Origin of the sequence: Marinobacter sp. 1-3A (genome assembly GCF_016597775.1) — a bacterium.
In the GTDB taxonomy this organism is placed as follows: domain Bacteria; phylum Pseudomonadota; class Gammaproteobacteria; order Pseudomonadales; family Oleiphilaceae; genus Marinobacter; species Marinobacter xiaoshiensis.
In genome coordinates this window covers 42,562-60,299 of sequence record NZ_VCGZ01000014.1, presented here as the reverse complement: position 1 = coordinate 60,299, position 17,738 = coordinate 42,562, and the positions used below count along the sequence as shown (strand labels likewise).

Genomic DNA, 17,738 nt, shown 5'->3' with positions numbered 1-17,738 from the left:
AAATGGGCGGCATTTACGCCTGATATTGGCTATTTTATGTTCAACTCTGGCGCTGCCGAATGAATCAACTAAGACCAGTGAGTTGTTGGCTCTCTGAAAGTGGCATTTTTGCAGGGGCGACGAAGTAGTAACGTATTCGCATACCTCGTGCTGCGAAGCTTCCCCGGTTCCTTTTTTAAGCAAAGGGCATCTTTGCTTGGGGATCCAAATGTTCCTCTACCGAGGCTCTGGCAAGCCTGGGTATTGATACCGGTGCTTTTTCTTTACTTGATGGTTGGGAGCGTACTTATCGCAAGTGCGATTACCAAGATGCTCTGATGAAAGACCAAGAGAAGTCTGGGGTTAGACGGGTATTTCTAAATCGGCTTTCTATGACATCGCAACAAAAGGCAGCCGTGCAATGACCGGGATTATTCGCTCGTTCTTAATTTTTGCGATCATTGGCGCCATGATGGGATGCACGTCAGAGCCAAAAACCTATGCGTATTCGATCATAGTTGCTGGCGGACCTTCTGGCTGGCCGGTTTGGGTTGAGGAAGTTACGCTAAATGGGGATCGAAGAGTGCCAGCAGGTGCAATAAGTTATGGCTATGATCAAACGCCGCCCACCGGCGGAAGAGTTGTTATGGGACCCTCCTCTGCGCCGGAGTATGTTGAAGCTCGTTGGTTCTCTCATCGAACCGGGACGTTTCATGAGATATTGTTATCGATGCCAGAAGGATTCGAAAAATCTTTGAGTACATGGTTTGATCGTTATCCCACGCCAGCATACCGGCACTATTTTATAGTCGGCTTTTCTGGAAAAGGAGAGGCGTTGGCGTGGTGGCGAGCCTCATGTACTGATTGTGAGGATGCCCAAGACGGTGGTTTTGCTGCGCCGATTGTGGCCAGTTTTCCGGCTGAAACGGTCAAGGGTGACACATCCGGATACGATGCGCAGACTCAGTATTACATCGATAAAGGAGCTATCCCGCCTGTTAGATAATAGCGCCGCCGATCGAGAGTGTCACCACTACGTCGAGCTGGGCTCGGACAATGAGTGTATGGTCCTTTTTCATATAACGGAACCTGCCTATGGCGCTATGATGATTTCGGTGTCCACGTTAAAGCGGGCGTTCGGAAAAGCTGCACTCCGTCACTTGTTGAAAGTGCAAGCTAGGCAGGCAAGCGCTGTGGTCTGACCCAAAGAAAAAAGCCCCCGAATTGGGGGCTTTTTCGTTATGGCCTAGCGCACCAGCACCCGCGATAAAAATGCCTGAGTCCGTTCGTTCTGGGGGTTATCAAACACGTCGTCCGGCTTGCCTTCTTCCACAATCTGGCCTTCGTGGATATAGATTACGCGGTCGGCCACTTCCCGGGCGAAGCCCATTTCGTGGGTGACCACCATCATGGTCATGCCTTCTTTTGCCAGTTCCCGCATTACGTCGAGCACTTCACCGATCATTTCCGGGTCCAGAGCGGAAGTAGGCTCGTCGAACAGCATGAGCCGCGGTTCCATGGCCAGGGCCCGAGCAATGGCCACTCGCTGTTGCTGTCCACCGGAGAGGTGGCTGGGAAATTTGTCAGCCTGGCTGCCAATGCCCACTCGCTCCAGTAAGCGCTCGGCCGTAGCGTTCGCCACAACCTGTGAGGTGTTCTTCACTTTCTGGGGTGCCAGCATGATGTTCTTCTTCACCGTGAGGTGGGGGAACAGATTGAACTGCTGGAACACCATGCCCACTTCTTTGCGGATTTCTGCAAGAACCTGCTGGTTGCCGCCTTTCGGGGCAAGCGCCTGGCCATCCACTTCAAGATGGCCAGATTCAAACTCTTCCAGGCCATTCACGCAGCGGATCAAAGTGGATTTACCGGAGCCACTGGCGCCGATAATGACCACCACTTCGCCTTGCTCTACTGATAAGTCGATATCTTTAAGGACATGCAGCTTGCCGAAGTACTTGTTCATGCCCTTCATTTGCACAATATGATTCATGGGTCAGGTTCCTTCAGACAGAGGCCAGTCCGCGCCGTTCAACCAGGCGGAGAATCAGGGACAGCGAGAGGGTAATGGCCAGATACATAATCGCGACCACAAAATACACCTCAAAGGCGGTGAAGGTACTGGCAATGTAAACCTGGCCCTGACGAACGAGTTCGCCCACGCCAATAACCGAGAACAAGGAAGTGTCCTTGATGCTTACAATGGCCTGGTTTCCAAGCGGCGGAATCATGCGCCGGAAGGCTTGTGGCCAGATGATCGACCAGAATGTCTGAGTGCGGGACAAGCCCAGAGAAAGCCCGGCTTCTGCCTGGCCTTTGTCGATGGACTGAACGCCACCACGTACCACTTCAGAAATGTAAGCGCCCGAATTCAGCGCAATCGCGGCAATGCCCGCGGTAAGAGGATCGATAGGACCTCCGATCAGATCGGGCAGGCCGTAAAAAATAAACAGAACCTGAACAAGGATCGGGGTACCACGGAAGATTTCGATGTAGGCCGTTGCGGGCCATTTCAGAAACCATTTTTTATTGATGCTCAGCAGGCCAAAAATGATGCCCAAAGCAAAGCCGATCAACAGGCCGCCAAAGGAAATCATTAAAGTGTAGGGAATCCCCTTGAGAAGGAAGGGAATAGAATTGATGGCTGCTTGCCAGTCGAATTGGAACTGGGAATCCACAGTGTGCGTCTCCGCAGGGGTTGGGGTCAGAAGTCGCCGGAGCAATTAGCCCCGGCGCTATAAAACAAAGGGCCTGGCGGCCCTTTAGCCTTTACTTGCCTTCTGGCATTGGGCCAAACCACTTTTCGTAAATGGTTTTGTAGGTTCCGTCTTCTTTCATTGAAGCGAGGGCCTCGTTAACCGCACCCACCCACGTACTACCGTCTTTCAGCGCGATGCCATACTGCTGGCCTTCGTACAGCTTGCCAACGGTTTTAACTTTACCTTTACCTTTGGTGCTGGCGAAGTAGCCAACGTTCGGGGCATCGTAGAACACTGCGTCTACTGCACCTGACATCAGTGCCATGTACATGTCTGAACTACCTGGATACGGAGTAACGCCGTTGTTCTTATCCAGATTCTTCTTCAGGAAGTCGTAACTGGTGCTGCCAATCTTCGAGCCGATTTTCAGGCCTTCCAGGTCGGAGACTTCTTTTACTTTATCGTTGTTCTGACGAACCAGAATCCGCAAGCCGGAGTCATAGTACGGGTCGGAGAAATCAACGATCTTTTCACGCTCGTCGGTGATGGTAATACCGGCAATGGCGATGTCCACGTTGCCTGTTTGCAGGGCAGGAATAATACCGTTGAAGTCCATGGTGTTGAGCTTGTAATCAAAGCCCGCACGCTTGGATACTTCAGCGATGATTTCCATATCGAACCCGATCATTTCGCCGGTTTCCTGATCCAGCATCTCAAACGGAACAAAGCTGGGGTCGGTAGCCACTCGCAGGGTTTCAGCGCTTAGGGTGCTAGCTGCGATGGTAAGGGCCAGGCCTGTACCCAGAGTTTTCAGCCATTTCGTGCTCATGCTTTCTCCTTTCTTTCTTATTGGGGCTCCGATTGCCGGATAAGGCAAGCCGGGAGGTTCACTGTTGATGACCGTGCCGCCCGGGGAGCATTAGTGGAACTGCATCACGTACACTCTAGACTATGACTCAGGTGAGCGCCGAAAATCAAATGCTTGGAGGGGATCAGAAAGAGATTCGTTCCCGCTCACTAATACCCAGGTTCTTCCAAATGCTGATGCTTGGCTCAGCCTGGTTCAGGGTATAGAAGTGCAACCCCGGGGCGCCGGCTTTCAACAGCTTCTCGCACATATCCGTGATTACTTCCTCACCGAACTTGCGGATGCTTGCGGTGTCGTCGCCGTAGGCTTCAAGCTGTTTGCGAATCCAGCGCGGTATTTCGGCACCGCACATATCAGAGAAACGCACCAGGCTTGAGAAATTCACGATGGGCATAATGCCGGGTACCACAGGAATGGTTACGCCGAGCTTTTCCAGCCGATCAATGAAATAGAAGTAGCTCTCCGGGTTGAAGAAGTACTGAGTAATGGCGCTGTTGGCGCCAGCCTCTACCTTGCGGGCAAAGTTCTTCAGATCTTCTTCAGCATTTCGTGCCTGCGGATGAAACTCCGGGTAGGCCGCTACTTCCAGGTTGAAGTGATCACCGCTGTGCTCACGGATAAACTCAACCAACTCGTTGGCGTAGCGCATCTCGCCGGATGCACCCATACCGGAAGGCATGTCACCGCGAAGGGCGACAATCCGGTTGATGCCGTTCTCTTTATACACATCCAGCAGTTCCGCAATCTCGGCCCGCGTACCGCCGACGCAGGAGAGATGTGGCGCTGTGGAAATGCCCTGCTTGTGCAGGTCGAGCACGGTTTCAATGGTGCGGTCCCGGGTGGAACCGCCCGCACCGAAGGTGACCGAGAAAAAATCGGGATTCACCTCGGCAAGCTGATTGCGTACAACCTGGAGTTTCTCCTTGCCCAAATCGGTCTTGGGCGGGAAAAACTCAAAGCTGAAACGGCGTTTGAATTGTTTCTGGGATTGCATCTTGTTACCCGATTAGTACTTGTAGCTTTCTGGCTTGTACGGGCCTTCGACCGGTACACCAATGTACTGCGCTTGTTCCGGAGTCATTTTGGTGATTACGCCACCAAAACCTTCAACCATGGCGAGGGCCACTTCTTCGTCCAGCTTCTTCGGCAGAACCTGAACATAGATGCCTTTCGCGCGGGCTTCTTCCGGCAGATCTGCGAACTTGCGCTCGAACAAATACATCTGTGCCAGAACCTGGTTGGCAAAAGAGCCATCCATGATGCGTGAAGGGTGGCCCGTCGCGTTGCCCAGGTTTACCAGGCGGCCTTCGGAGAGCAGAATCAGGTGGTCGTTTGCAGCCTTGTCGCGGTAGATCACGTGAACCTGAGGCTTAACTTCGTCCCATTCCCAGTTCTTGCGCATGAAAGCAGTATCGATTTCGTTATCGAAGTGACCGATGTTGCACACAACCGCGCCGGACTTCAGAGCCTTGAGCATGTGTGCATCGCACACGTTCATGTTGCCGGTGGTGGTTACCAGAATATCTGTGTTTTGCAACAGGGCTCTGTCGATGCCTGCTTCGGTACCGGTGTTCACGCCATTGATGTAGGGGGAAACAACCTCGTAGCCGTCCATACAAGCCTGCATGGCACAGATAGGGTCAGCTTCAGTTACCTTCACAATCATGCCTTCCTGACGCAGTGAAGCGGCAGAGCCTTTGCCCACGTCGCCGTAGCCGATTACCAGTGCCTTTTTACCGGCCAGCAGGTGGTCGGTACCACGTTTGATGGCATCGTTCAGGCTGTGACGGCAACCGTACTTGTTGTCGTTCTTTGACTTGGTAACAGCATCGTTCACGTTGATAGCCGGAACTTTCAAGGTGCCGTCGCGCAGCATTTCCTGCAGGCGGTGTACACCCGTGGTGGTCTCTTCGGTCACGCCGTGGCAGTTAGCCAGGATTTCCGGGTACTTTTCGTGGAGCAGAGCCGTCAGGTCGCCGCCGTCGTCCAGGATCATGTTGGGTTTCCAGCCCTCTACGTCTGCACCGATAGTGCGCTCGAGGCACCACTCGTATTCTTCGTCGGTTTCGCCTTTCCAGGCGAACACAGGAATGTTCTGGGCGGCAATGGCTGCAGCCGCTTGATCCTGGGTGGAGAAGATGTTGCATGAAGACCAGCGAACGTCTGCGCCCAGCTCGATCAGTGTTTCGATCAGCACGGCGGTCTGGATGGTCATGTGAATGCAGCCCATGATGTTAGCACCTTCCAGCGGCTGTTCGGCTTTGTACTTTTCGCGCAGTGCCATGAGGGCGGGCATTTCGCCTTCGGCAATTTTGATTTCTTTGCGGCCCCAATCGGCCAGGTTGATATCGCGGACTTTGTAGTCGTTGAAGCTGCTCATTGGTGTTCTCCGTTTGGTTCTGTTTTGGCCCGAGCCGTGAGTAAGGCTCGGTGCTGCTAAATTTCGATATGTCGGTGGTGGGGTCATCCCTCCCCGGAACCGCTACGAGCACCCCTGCGGGGTCCGGCCAGCAATCGCAGATTGCTGTCGTTCGGCTTGCGCATGAAGCTCCGCTTCATAAACGCTTGCCTCACCCATGTGCGCTTGTCTTCGGCCGTCCATGGCCTACGACATTCCGGGGAGGGATGACCCCACCACCTCGTTCTGGTTTTGGCGTATGCGATCTTGAATACGCTAACAAGTCCGTTAGATACCAGCAGCGTCTTTAAGAGCAGCTGCGCGGTCGGTTTTCTCCCACGGGAAGGTGATGAACGTCTTGCCCGCAACGGTTACTTCTTCTGGCTCGCGACCGAAGTGGCCGTAGGCTGCTGTCGCCCGATACATGGGGTGCAGCAGGTCGAGCATGTTGGTGATGGCATAAGGGCGCAGATCAAAATGCTGGCGTACCAGTTCAATGATTTTGTCGTCGCCAATAGTGCCGGTGCCGAAGGTGTTCACGGAGATGGACGTTGGCTGTGCCACGCCGATGGCGTAGGAAACCTGAATCTCACATTTGTCGGCCAAGCCAGCTGCCACGATGTTTTTGGCAACGTAGCGTCCAGCGTAAGCGGCGGAGCGGTCAACCTTTGAGGGGTCTTTACCGGAGAAAGCACCGCCACCGTGGCGAGCCATGCCGCCGTAGGTGTCTACGATGATCTTTCGGCCGGTTAGGCCACAGTCGCCAACCGGGCCACCGATAACAAATTTGCCAGTTGGGTTGATGTGGAACTGGGTGCCTTTGTGCAGCAATTCTGCCGGCAGTACGTTCTTGACGATCAGTTCCATTACGGCTTCTTTCAGATCGGCCTGGCTAACGTCCGGGTCGTGCTGGGTTGAGAGAACAACCGCATCAATGCCCACAACCTTGCCGTTTTCGTAGCGGCAGGTTACCTGGCTCTTTGCATCCGGGCGCAGCCAGGGCAGTACGCCGTTTTTACGGGCTTCGGCCTGGCGCTCTACCAGGCGGTGAGCAAAGGTGATCGGTGCAGGCATCAGCACTTCGGTTTCGTTGCTGGCGTAGCCGAACATCAGACCCTGGTCGCCCGCACCCTGATCTTCTGGCTTCTGGCGATCAACACCCTGGGCGATATCAACAGACTGCTTGCCGATGATGTTGATGATGCCGCAGGTGTCGGCATCGAAGCCTACGTCTGAGGAGGTGTAGCCTATGTCTTTAATCACGCCACGAACCAGATCTTCCAGATCAACCCAGGCGCTGGTAGTGATTTCACCACCTACGATAGCAACGCCGGTTTTTACCATCGTCTCGCAAGCAACGCGGGCGTGAGGGTCTTCTATGAGAATAGAATCCAGAACCGCATCGGAGATTTGGTCGGCGAGTTTATCCGGGTGGCCTTCAGAGACCGATTCGGAGGTGAAGATGTTGTAGTCAGACATAGCGTTGCTCCTCTGTGAGCGTTTCGAAATCTTGCCGGTGGCTGGATGTTGCTGCAGTTGCCGGCTTAGTTATTTGTTTTGTTTCAGTGGTCGTAGGTACTACTACTTACGCCAATATCAAAGTTTTTTGATATTCCATGCCAGAGGGCGGAATCTCAGGGTTTGATGCGTTTTCGGTTATCGCAGCGGTAACTGGGTTTTCCAGAACTCTCTAACTTGAATTTGAAAGCCGTTGCGCAATCCGATAAATAACTGCTCCCCGGCCTTCAAACCCGCTGCTGCAGCCCATGCGGTAAGCTCTTCTGGCTCGAATCCGAGCCACAGATCACCGCAGTTTTCTTTTGCCCAAATCTGGTCGTGCCGGCACAGATCGCTGATCATCAGGCAGCCGCCATTATTCATCAGGGCTGCAGCGTCCAGAAAAATGTCGGCCGGGCTGGGCACGTGGTGTAGCACCATGTTGGCTACAACAAGATCAAATGCATCCCCTCGGGCCAACAGGGTGTCGGTTACTCCTTCAATCAAATCAACGTTGTTCAGTCGCTCATCAATGCAGGTGCGCGTTGCTTTGGCCAGCATGTCCCGGCTGTTATCCAGACCCACAACGTGATCGCAAAGCTCGGATAGCACCGGCAAAAACCCGCCTTCCCCCGGGCCGATTTCCAGCGCACTTTGCCATTGTTTTTTCTTGGTACGCTTGCGGATCATGTCCGCTACCGGCGCGGCGTACAGGTCAAACGCAGCAATCAATTCCTGCTGCTCCCGGAACTGCTCAGAGTGCCGGGAAAAGAACGCCTGTGACTGATCCGCACGCTGATCCCGAATAAACTCAATTTTCTCTTGCAGGTGCGCAGGCAAGGGTGCGCGATCCACTGCTTCAAAAATTTGCCGAATCGTCAGATCTGTCGGCTTTTCGGTATCCAGATGCAGCGGGCGGCGGTAAAAAATTGCGTTGCCTTCGCGCTGCGGCTCCACCAGCCCGGCTTTGTGCATCACTTTTAGGTGATGGCTCATGCCAGATTGGCGCATATCAAATAACTGGCTCAGTTCCAGCACGCCAAATGTATCCCGACGCAGCACCCGCAGTATCTCCAGGCGCAAAGGGTCGCCGCTTGCCTTGAAGATCGGGGCAAGAACGTCCACGGAGGATATTTGGTGAGAGTGCGTGCTTAAAGTTGTCATGGTTGCGGAGTGTAAGGGGGTTGGGGCGCTCAATCAATAGGCATATCAAAATTTTTTGATATAGATTTATCATTCTTTGAAATCAGTCTCTTTCGGTAATTCCCAACCGAATAACCCGAGATAAGGCGTACGCCGATTTGCCCCGGCACACCCTAATCGGCGAAAATACGCGCCTTATTTTTAAGCAGCTTTTTATTGCCCTTTGAAAAGCACTGGTTTGTTACTTACTTCCTTGAAAAACATTGGAGAAACGTAAATGCCCTCTCGTAAAGATCTCGCCAACGCCGTTCGCGCGCTGAGCATGGATGCGGTTCAGAAAGCCAAATCCGGCCACCCGGGAGCGCCCATGGGTATGGCGGATATCGCCGAGGTGCTGTGGAACGATTACTTGAGCCACAACCCGGCTAATCCTGAGTGGGCCAACCGCGACCGCTTTGTGCTCTCCAACGGCCATGGCTCCATGCTGCAGTATTCACTGTTGCACCTGAGCGGTTACGACGTTTCTATTGAAGACATCAAAAACTTCCGGCAGCTGCACTCTAAAACTCCAGGCCACCCGGAATACGGTTACACCCCGGGCGTAGAAACCACCACCGGCCCACTGGGGCAGGGCCTGGCCAACGCTGTAGGCTTCGCGCTAGCAGAGAAAACCCTCGCAGCACAGTTCAACCGCCCTGGCCATAATGTTGTTGACCACTACACCTACACCTTTGTGGGCGATGGCTGCCTGATGGAAGGCATTTCTCACGAAGTTGCCTCGCTGGCCGGAACCCTGGGCCTTGGCAAGCTGATCTGCATCTACGACGACAATGGCATATCCATTGATGGCAAAGTTGATGGCTGGTTCACCGACAACACGCCGGCACGTTTCGCAGCCTACGGCTGGCAGGTACTTGCGGGTGTTGATGGCCACGATGCCGATGCCATCAGCTCCGCCCTGGAAGTGGCTCGCTCCACTACCGACAGGCCTACGCTGATTTGCTGCAAAACCGTTATCGGTTTTGGTTCCCCCAACAAGCAGGGCAGCGAATCTTCCCACGGCGCGCCTCTGGGTGACGACGAAATTGCACTGACCCGCGAAGCACTGGGCTGGGCTCACGGGCCGTTTGAAGTTCCAGCTGATATCTACGCTGCATGGGACGCCAAAGAAAAAGGCGCCAAGGCTGAAAGCGACTGGAATAAAACTTTCGCAGCCTATGAAAAAGCCGAGCCAGAGCTGGCGGCCGAGCTGAAGCGCCGCATGGCGGGTGATCTGCCAGCCGACTTCTCTGAAAAAGCCCAGGCGTACATTCAGGAATGTCAGGACAAGAGCGAAACCATTGCCAGCCGTAAGGCTTCCCTGAACACCCTGAACGCATACGGCCCAATGCTGCCGGAACTGCTGGGCGGCTCTGCCGATCTGGCTGGCTCCAACCTCACTATCTGGGGCGGCACTAAAGGTGTCACTAAAGAAGACGCCAGCGGCAACTACATCTATTACGGCGTTCGCGAGTTCGGCATGGCGGCCATCATGAACGGTGTTGCCCTGCACGGTGGCTTCGTGCCCTACGGCGCAACCTTCCTGATCTTCATGGAATACTGCCGCAACGCCGTGCGCATGGCCGCACTGATGAAGCAGCGCGCCATCTATGTATTCACCCACGATTCTATTGGTCTTGGCGAAGACGGCCCGACACACCAGCCGATCGAGCAGCTGGCCAGCCTGCGCACCACGCCGAACATGAGCACCTGGCGCCCGGCCGACGCAGTAGAATCTGCTGTAGCCTGGAAAGCCGCTCTTGAGCGTAAGGATGGCCCCAGTGCTTTGATCTTCTCCCGTCAGAACCTGCCAGCTCAGGCTCGTGATGCGCAGCAGTTGGCAGACGTAGCCAAGGGCGCTTATGTGCTGTCTGGCAGCGAAGGCACCCCGGATCTCATCTTCATCGCTACTGGCTCTGAAGTAGGCCTGGCACAAGATGCCGCAGCCAAACTGCGTGAGCAGGGCAAAAAGGTACGGGTTGTTTCCATGCCATCTACCGATGTATTCGATGCCCAGAGCGCCGAGTACAAGCAACAGGTGCTGCCACTGGAAGTGACCAACCGCATTGCTATCGAAGCTGCGATTGCGGATTACTGGTACAAGTATGTTGGCCTGGACGGTCGCATTGTGGGCATGACCACCTTCGGTGAATCGGCACCCGCCGGCGAGCTGTTCAAGGAGTTCGGCTTTACCGTAGAGAACATCCTGGAAGTGTCTGCAGAGCTGCTGGACGCCTGATGACAGACTCCGTGCCCTTTCGTATTGCGATCAACGGGTATGGCCGTATTGGCCAGTGCGTGTTGCGTGCCCTGTACGAAAACGGTTTTCGCGATCACCTGCAGGTGGTCGCGATTAACGAGCTTTCTGATATCGACACCATTGCACATCTGACCCGCTACGATTCCACCCATGGCCGGTTTACCGGAAGCCTGGCAGTGCAGGGGCAGGATTTGATCATGAACGGTGATCCTATCCGCATACTGCGCCATGCAGACCCAGCAGAACTGCCTTGGAAAGAGCTGGATATCGATCTGGTGCTGGAGTGCTCTGGTTCCTATTCAGACCGGGCGACGGCTGAATTGCACCTTCAGGCAGGTGCCAAGCGGCTGCTGTTCTCCCAGCCAGCAGAGTCAGACGTCGACCGCACCGTGGTTTTTGGCATTAACGAAATGGAAATCACCGCAGACGACCGCATAGTGGCCGCAGGTTCCTGCACCACCAACTGCCTGGTGCCGGTGATAACCGTATTGGATAAAGCCTTTGGCGTGGAGCAGGGCAGTACCACCACCATTCACGCCGCCATGAACGACCAGCCGGTGATAGATGCCTACCACCAGCAGGATTTGCGGCTTACCCGCAGCGCGTTGCACAACATAGTGCCGGTGGATACCGGGCTGGCGCGGGGCGTAGAGCGCCTGCTTCCGCACATGGAAGGTCGCTTCAGCTCAGTGGCCTTGCGTGTGCCCACCATGAACGTGTCTGCCATCGACATGGTGTTCAACGTGCGCGAAGCCACCGACGTACCCTCGGTAAACCGTGTATTGAAGGATGCCGCAGATGGCCCGCTAAAAGGCATACTCGGGTATACCGACGAACTGCTGGCCAGCTCCGATTTCAACCATGATTCCCACTCCGGTGTAGTAGATGGCGGCCAAACCCGCGTAACCCGGGGCACCATGGTGAAAGTGTTATGCTGGTTTGATAACGAATGGGGATTTGCCAGCCGCATGCTGGATGTAAGCCAAAGCTGGCTGTCCCGGCTTTAAACTCTTTGCCAATTAATTGAATTAACGGAACCCAGATCATGGCCATTAAGAAAATGACCGACCTGAACCTCGCTGGCAAGCGGGTTCTGATCCGCGAAGACCTCAACGTGCCGGTAAAGAACGGCGTGATTTCCAGCGATGCCCGCATCCGCGCCTCCCTGCCCACCATCAAGGCAGCCAGAGACGCTGGTGCCAAAGTGATGTTGATGTCGCACCTGGGCCGCCCGGAAGAAGGCGTGTACGACGAAGCCTCCTCCCTCAAGCCAGTTGCAGACCACCTCACCAAAGCCCTGGGCCAGGACGTACGCCTGATTAAAGATTACCTCGGCGGTGTTGAAGTGGCCGACGGCGAAGTGGTTCTGTTTGAAAACGTACGCTTCAACAAAGGCGAAAAGAAAGACGACGAAACCCTGGCCAAGCAATACGCGGCCCTGTGTGATGTTTACGTGATGGACGCCTTCGGCACAGCCCACCGCGCCCAGGCATCCACCCACGGTGTTGCACGCTTTGCACCGGAAGCCTGTGCTGGCCCATTGCTGGCGGCAGAGCTGGAAGCCCTGGGCAAAGCCCTGGATAACCCGGCCAAGCCAGTAGTCGCGATTGTTGGTGGCGCCAAAGTATCCACCAAGCTCGACGTACTCAACGCGCTGGAAAAAGTGTGTGACCAGATCATTGTAGGTGGCGGTATTGCCAACACCTTCCTGGCCGCAGCCGGCCACCCGGTAGGCAAATCCCTGTGCGAGCACGACCTGCTGGATACCGCCAGAGACATAGCTTCCCGCGTTAACATCCCGCTGCCGGTAGACGTAGTGGTTGCCAGTGAGTTTTCTGAAAACGCCACTGCAACCATCCGGAACATCGCGGACGTTACCGAAGGCGACATGATTCTCGATTCTGGCCCGCAAACCGCTGCCCAGTTCGCCGAATTGCTCAAGAACGCCAAAACCATTCTGTGGAATGGCCCGGTAGGCGTGTTCGAGTTTGAGCAGTTTGGAAACGGCACCAAAACCCTGGCCGAAGCCATCGCAGAAAGCGATGCCTTCTCACTGGCCGGTGGCGGAGACACAGTGGCTGCCGTTGACAAATACGGCATAGCTGACAAGATCTCGTATATTTCCACCGGCGGTGGCGCCTTCCTGGAGTTTGTGGAAGGCAAAGTGCTGCCAGCCGTAGCCGTACTGGAAGAGCGCGGCGCGTAAAAATTTCTGACCAGATTTCAAACTAATGAGTAACTAAGGAGACAACCAAATGGCCCTGATTTCGCTGCGGCAACTGCTGGATCACGCCGCCGAGCACGGTTACGGTGTGCCAGCCTTTAACGTAAACAACCTGGAACAGATGCGCGCCATCATGGAAGCCGCCGACAAAACCGATTCCCCGGTTATTGTTCAGGCCTCTGCCGGTGCCCGCAAATACGCTGGCGCCCCCTTCCTGCGCCACCTGATCCTTGCCGCTATTGAAGAGTGGCCACACATCCCGGTGGTCATGCACCAGGATCACGGCACCAGCCCTGCTGTGTGCCAGCGCTCCATTCAGCTGGGCTTCAGCTCCGTAATGATGGACGGCTCCCTGGGTGAAGATGGCAAAACGCCTATGGATTACGATTACAACGTAGACGTAACCCGCCGCACCGTAGAGATGGCCCACGCCTGTGGCGTTTCTGTAGAAGGCGAACTGGGTTGCCTGGGCTCTCTGGAAACCGGCCAGGCCGGTGAAGAAGACGGCATCGGCGCCGAAGGCATTCTGGACATGGACCAGATGCTGACCGACCCGGAAGAAGCCGCCGACTTCGTGAAGAAAACCCACGTAGACGCACTGGCCATCGCCATCGGCACCAGCCACGGCGCTTACAAGTTCACCCGCCCACCTACGGGCGACATACTGGCCATCAACCAGATCAAAGCCATTCACGCCCGCATTCCAGATACCCACCTGGTAATGCACGGCTCCAGCTCCGTACCCCAGGAGTGGCTGAAAGTAATCAACGAATTTGGTGGCGAGATTCCCGAAACCTACGGTGTACCGGTTGAGGAAATTGTAGAAGGCATCAAGCACGGTGTGCGTAAAGTAAACATCGACACCGACCTGCGCCTTGCAAGCACCGGCGCAGTACGCCGCTTCATGGCCCAAAACCCGGCCGAATTCGACCCACGCAAATTCCTGCAGGCCACCATGGTTGCCATGACAGACATCTGCGTAGCTCGTTACGAAGCCTTCGGCTGTGCTGGCCAGGCTAGCAAGATCAAGCCCATCAACCTCGAGCTGATGTATCAGCGCTACGAGTCTGGTGAGCTGGACCCGAAAGTTAAGTAAGCTGCTTTGAAACACAGCCCCGGGTGTCTTGCCTGGGGCTGTGCTATACCCTCCAGACCCCCTCTCGTTAACACCCTCATTCTAGAATTAACTAAATTTTGCAAAAGCCGAAGGTAAATTGCCGCGATATAGTCTAATGTAACCAGCTATTCGTAATGGACGCGCTTGCTAGTTAAGGATAACGGCCGATGACCTCTTCAGTACGACTCCAGATTCTCGATTTCAATTCCGGGTACTTCGCCTCATTTAAGCCTATTGGGCACAGCGATGTCTGTGGCTGGTGCACTGCTGTTTGAAAGAAAACTTAGAACGGCTATACGAATCAGCAGTCGAGTGTGAAGAAGTGGCTTCATCTACAACACTCACTTGTCTTAATAATCTCGATGCTAAAATGCCTTAATCCCAGAAGCTGGCAATAAATTAGGTGTTTGGTAGCGAAGTTGCGTTAAATATTACCTTTTAGTTTATGAGGTTTTCTGCTGTTTATCGAAAATGAAATGTAATTGCTTTGTCTTCCATGTTCTACACGTCATGTACAACGAAAAAAATCATCAACCATAAACTCATAAAGGAGTTGAAATGAGCAGTAAAGCAATAGAGAAGTTTGGATCAGCTTACGAATATGCAGGATTTTGGATCAGGGTTGGAGCATCATTGATTGACGGTATTATTATTTTATGTATTACAGTTCCCATTTTGTACATGATTTACGGGGACTCATATTTCTATTCTGATGATTTTATATTGGGTGGCGCTGATTTTTTAGTATCCTATGTGCTGCCTTTTGTCGCGACAGTGTTGTTTTGGATGTATAAGTCAGCAACGCCAGGAAAAATGGCGGTAAAAGCTATTGTCGTTGATGCTCGGACTGGAAATAGCCCTACAGCTCAACAGTCGGTTATTCGCTATATTGGATATGTTGTTTCTACCATTCCTTTATTTTTGGGTTTGTTCTGGGTGGCCTGGGATAGCAAGAAGCAGGGTTGGCACGACAAAATGGCAGGTACCGTCGTGATCCGCCCAAAGAACAGAGGCGTTCAAAGTGTTGAGTTTACAGAAAGCTAAGAACTAGTTTATATCAATCAAGCCGGGATGGAGCATATTAGCTGCGATTCCTTTTGGTAGAAGACATACTGCAACCATCGGACTTTGCCCTGATATTGAGAACGTAATATCAAATGTGCACCTACCACCAGCCAACAGCACGCCCCACTGTCGCCTGGCCAATAAAACCGGGGCATAAAAAGGGAATTTGAATGAACTGGTATCTGGAAGTCTTAAAGAAATACGCCGTATTCAACGGCAGAGCGAGAAGATCGGAATATTGGTGGTTTGTCTTGTTCAATATCATCATCAGTCTTGCTCTTGGAGCAATTGATGGGGTTACTGGAACATTTAGCCAAGCAGCCGGGTTGGGCTTGCTTGGCGGGCTATACACACTGGCCGTATTGCTCCCCAGCCTAGCGGTAACCGTGCGCAGGCTTCATGACACTGGCCGGAGTGGCTGGTGGTTTCTGATTATGTTTGTTCCGCTTATCGGTGCAATCGTGCTACTGGTGTTTATGCTTCTGGACAGTAAACCTGGGCAAAACCAGTACGGCGCGAATCCAAAGGCGGTAACCGCCTGATAGTGCAGTTCAGGGGCGGGTGCGCGCATGTGCACCCGTCCTCTGAACAGTCAAAGGGGGAATTATGGAGTTAGCGGTTTTAATCGCGACCGGCTTGCTGGTCGCGGCTACCTTATTACCGTTGTCGCGCCATCCCCATTGGTTTGTAAGGGGAATGGATTTTCCCCGCCTACAACTGGCTGTCATCGCAGCAGTATTAATCCTGATTCAAGTCCTGCTCCTGGATCATGCAAAAGCGCAGCCCTGGATTCTTGTGAGTGCCACAGCGGTTTGCCTGGCTTGGCAGCTGTGGTGGGTGCTGCCATATACCGTTTTCTGGCGAGCGGAAGTTAAAGCAGAAAAATCCCCCAGCCCGGATCGCAAACTAAGCATTCTCACGGCCAATGTACTAACACCCAACAAGCAAGCCGATGCCTTGCTGCGGTTGGTCAACCAATACAAACCGGATGTACTGGTAACGTTGGAGTCTGACGCCTGGTGGCAGGGTCATCTCGATACCCTGCAACAGGACATGCCCTACAGCATGAAATGTCCTCTGGATAACCTGTACGGCATGCATGTGTACTCCCGCTTGCAGCTTGATGAAACAGAAATATCCTACCTCGTTGAAGAGGGCATTCCATCAATGCACGCCCTGCTCAAGCTGCGCACGGGCGACCAGGTGCGTGTGCATTTTCTTCATCCTGCGCCACCAAGCCCCACTGAGAATCCCGAATCCGCCGAACGGGATGCCGAGCTGGTGATTGTTGCCCGAACCATCGTAGACAGCGACCAGCCTGTAATCGTGACAGGGGATCTTAACGACGTGGCCTGGTCAGCGACCACACGTTTGTTTCGCAAGCTCAGTGGGCTTCTGGACCCGAGGGTAGGGCGCGGCATGTTCAACACCTTTCACGCCAAATACCCGTTTCTTCGCTGGCCATTAGATCACCTGTTCCATAGTCACCATTTCACCGTGAGTTCGATTAAGCGCTTGCCCTACTATGGTTCAGATCATTTTGCGCTGTTCACCGAGTTGTCGTTCAGCCCTGTGCGGGGTGAGGATCAGGAGGGAGTGAAGGCCGACGCCGATGATAAGTCCTGGGCTAACTTCATCGCTGACGAACAGGATGTCGATTCGAAGGATGTACCTGCGCCGGGTGAATAGATAATGATCTGAATGCAGCTGGTGGCGTTTATATAATTGGGAGCAGGAGCGTTGCCCTATACACCTGAAGTTCTTGGCGAGATGGGCTAAAATCCGCTGCATCAAATACAGCGTAATGAGGATCCAGCTCGCATGAGTGAGGCCAAGGAGTCAAAAATGTATCGCCAGCCTGTGCAGTCTCGTGCGCAACGTTCAGTGCGAAAAATTCTTGATGCGGCATTAGAGGTGCTAAGCGAAGAAGGTTACGCCGGATTGACCACGAACAAAGTAGCCACTCGTGCAGGGATTAATGTGGCTACGCTTTACACCTATTTCCCCAACAAAGCCGCAATCATCATCCAGGTGGCTAAAGAGTTCGAAGAAGCGCGCCTGAACTATCTGATTGATAACACCGAGCGTTTTGAACACACTGGAAATTGGCAAATATGGTTGCAAGACGCCATTGATTCACTGGTGCAGTTTCGGTGTGATAATCCGGATAGCCTCTATTTGCGCGCAGCCATTATGAGCGCCCCTGAGCTCCGCTATCTGGATGAAGAAACTAATGCTCGTGCCATTGATGCGCTTCTCCCTGGGCTGCAGGCCCATAGTGACGCACTACCTACGACCCTGCTTTCGGCCATAGCTCGAACTGTAACACTTACAACAACAACGGTAATAGATGATGCGTTTGCGTTGTCGCCCTATAACGAATCCCTCATACAAGAATTGAAACTGCTGCTGCTGAATTATCTCAAGTGCTACCTGAAGTAGCCGACTG

At 53.8% G+C, this 17,738-nt stretch carries 16 protein-coding genes; 9 read left to right on the top strand and 7 right to left on the bottom strand.

The features are described from left to right. Window positions 1-400: 400 nt before the first annotated feature. The gene (locus tag FE848_RS17440; protein WP_200205132.1) at window positions 401-985 is read left to right on the top strand and encodes a hypothetical protein; all 585 of its coding nucleotides are present in this window, start codon (window positions 401-403) and stop codon (window positions 983-985) included. Between the two features lie 240 nt (window positions 986-1,225). On the opposite strand, the gene FE848_RS17435 is transcribed toward FE848_RS17440, so the two are convergent. The 7 genes from FE848_RS17435 to FE848_RS17405 all read right to left on the bottom strand — a co-directional run bounded on the left by FE848_RS17435 (window position 1,226) and on the right by FE848_RS17405 (window position 8,605). Continuing rightward, window positions 1,226-1,972 carry an amino acid ABC transporter ATP-binding protein gene (locus tag FE848_RS17435; protein WP_200205131.1) on the bottom strand — a complete coding sequence of 249 codons (747 nt, stop codon included), beginning with the start codon at window positions 1,970-1,972 and terminating at the stop codon, window positions 1,226-1,228. A 13-nt stretch (window positions 1,973-1,985) separates the two neighbouring features. Then, the gene (locus FE848_RS17430) at window positions 1,986-2,657 is read right to left on the bottom strand and encodes an amino acid ABC transporter permease (protein WP_200205130.1); all 672 of its coding nucleotides are present in this window, start codon (window positions 2,655-2,657) and stop codon (window positions 1,986-1,988) included. Between the two features lie 91 nt (window positions 2,658-2,748). Then, window positions 2,749-3,507 (bottom strand): transporter substrate-binding domain-containing protein, encoded by a 759-nt coding sequence (locus FE848_RS17425; RefSeq protein ID WP_200205129.1) that lies wholly within the window; start codon window positions 3,505-3,507, stop codon window positions 2,749-2,751. A gap of 163 nt (window positions 3,508-3,670) precedes the next feature. Further along, window positions 3,671-4,540: a methylenetetrahydrofolate reductase [NAD(P)H] gene (metF, locus tag FE848_RS17420; protein WP_200205128.1), complete on the bottom strand. Its 870-nt coding sequence runs from the start codon at window positions 4,538-4,540 to the stop codon at window positions 3,671-3,673. Between the two features lie 12 nt (window positions 4,541-4,552). Next, the gene (gene ahcY / locus FE848_RS17415) at window positions 4,553-5,926 is read right to left on the bottom strand and encodes an adenosylhomocysteinase (RefSeq protein WP_200205127.1); all 1,374 of its coding nucleotides are present in this window, start codon (window positions 5,924-5,926) and stop codon (window positions 4,553-4,555) included. A 306-nt stretch (window positions 5,927-6,232) separates the two neighbouring features. Beyond that, window positions 6,233-7,423 (bottom strand): methionine adenosyltransferase, encoded by a 1,191-nt coding sequence (gene metK, locus FE848_RS17410; protein ID WP_200205126.1) that lies wholly within the window; start codon window positions 7,421-7,423, stop codon window positions 6,233-6,235. A 177-nt stretch (window positions 7,424-7,600) separates the two neighbouring features. Continuing rightward, window positions 7,601-8,605 carry a metalloregulator ArsR/SmtB family transcription factor gene (locus FE848_RS17405; RefSeq protein WP_200205125.1) on the bottom strand — a complete coding sequence of 335 codons (1,005 nt, stop codon included), beginning with the start codon at window positions 8,603-8,605 and terminating at the stop codon, window positions 7,601-7,603. A gap of 256 nt (window positions 8,606-8,861) precedes the next feature. Between FE848_RS17405 and tkt the strand changes: the two genes are divergently transcribed. The 8 genes from tkt to FE848_RS17365 all read left to right on the top strand — a co-directional run bounded on the left by tkt (window position 8,862) and on the right by FE848_RS17365 (window position 17,731). After that, on the top strand, window positions 8,862-10,862 hold the full coding sequence (gene tkt, locus FE848_RS17400; protein WP_200205124.1) for a transketolase: 2,001 nt from the start codon (window positions 8,862-8,864) through the stop codon (window positions 10,860-10,862). Then, on the top strand, window positions 10,862-11,890 hold the full coding sequence (locus FE848_RS17395; protein ID WP_200205123.1) for a type I glyceraldehyde-3-phosphate dehydrogenase: 1,029 nt from the start codon (window positions 10,862-10,864) through the stop codon (window positions 11,888-11,890). The genes tkt and FE848_RS17395 overlap by 1 nt, the downstream gene beginning before the upstream one ends. Before the next feature lie 38 nt (window positions 11,891-11,928). Next, window positions 11,929-13,089, top strand: a complete 1,161-nt coding sequence (locus FE848_RS17390; protein WP_200205122.1) for a phosphoglycerate kinase — start codon at window positions 11,929-11,931, stop codon at window positions 13,087-13,089. Between the two features lie 49 nt (window positions 13,090-13,138). After that, window positions 13,139-14,203 (top strand): class II fructose-bisphosphate aldolase, encoded by a 1,065-nt coding sequence (fba, locus tag FE848_RS17385; protein ID WP_200205121.1) that lies wholly within the window; start codon window positions 13,139-13,141, stop codon window positions 14,201-14,203. Between the two features lie 579 nt (window positions 14,204-14,782). Continuing rightward, window positions 14,783-15,268, top strand: coding sequence for an RDD family protein (locus FE848_RS17380; protein WP_200205120.1), 486 nt, complete (start codon window positions 14,783-14,785; stop codon window positions 15,266-15,268). A gap of 191 nt (window positions 15,269-15,459) precedes the next feature. After that, window positions 15,460-15,831 carry a DUF805 domain-containing protein gene (locus FE848_RS17375; RefSeq protein WP_200205119.1) on the top strand — a complete coding sequence of 124 codons (372 nt, stop codon included), beginning with the start codon at window positions 15,460-15,462 and terminating at the stop codon, window positions 15,829-15,831. Window positions 15,832-15,895: 64 nt separating this feature from the next. After that, window positions 15,896-16,978 (top strand): endonuclease/exonuclease/phosphatase family protein, encoded by a 1,083-nt coding sequence (locus FE848_RS17370; protein ID WP_200205118.1) that lies wholly within the window; start codon window positions 15,896-15,898, stop codon window positions 16,976-16,978. A 156-nt stretch (window positions 16,979-17,134) separates the two neighbouring features. Continuing rightward, window positions 17,135-17,731: a TetR/AcrR family transcriptional regulator gene (locus tag FE848_RS17365; protein ID WP_200205117.1), complete on the top strand. Its 597-nt coding sequence runs from the start codon at window positions 17,135-17,137 to the stop codon at window positions 17,729-17,731. The last annotated feature ends 7 nt before the right edge of the window (window positions 17,732-17,738 follow it).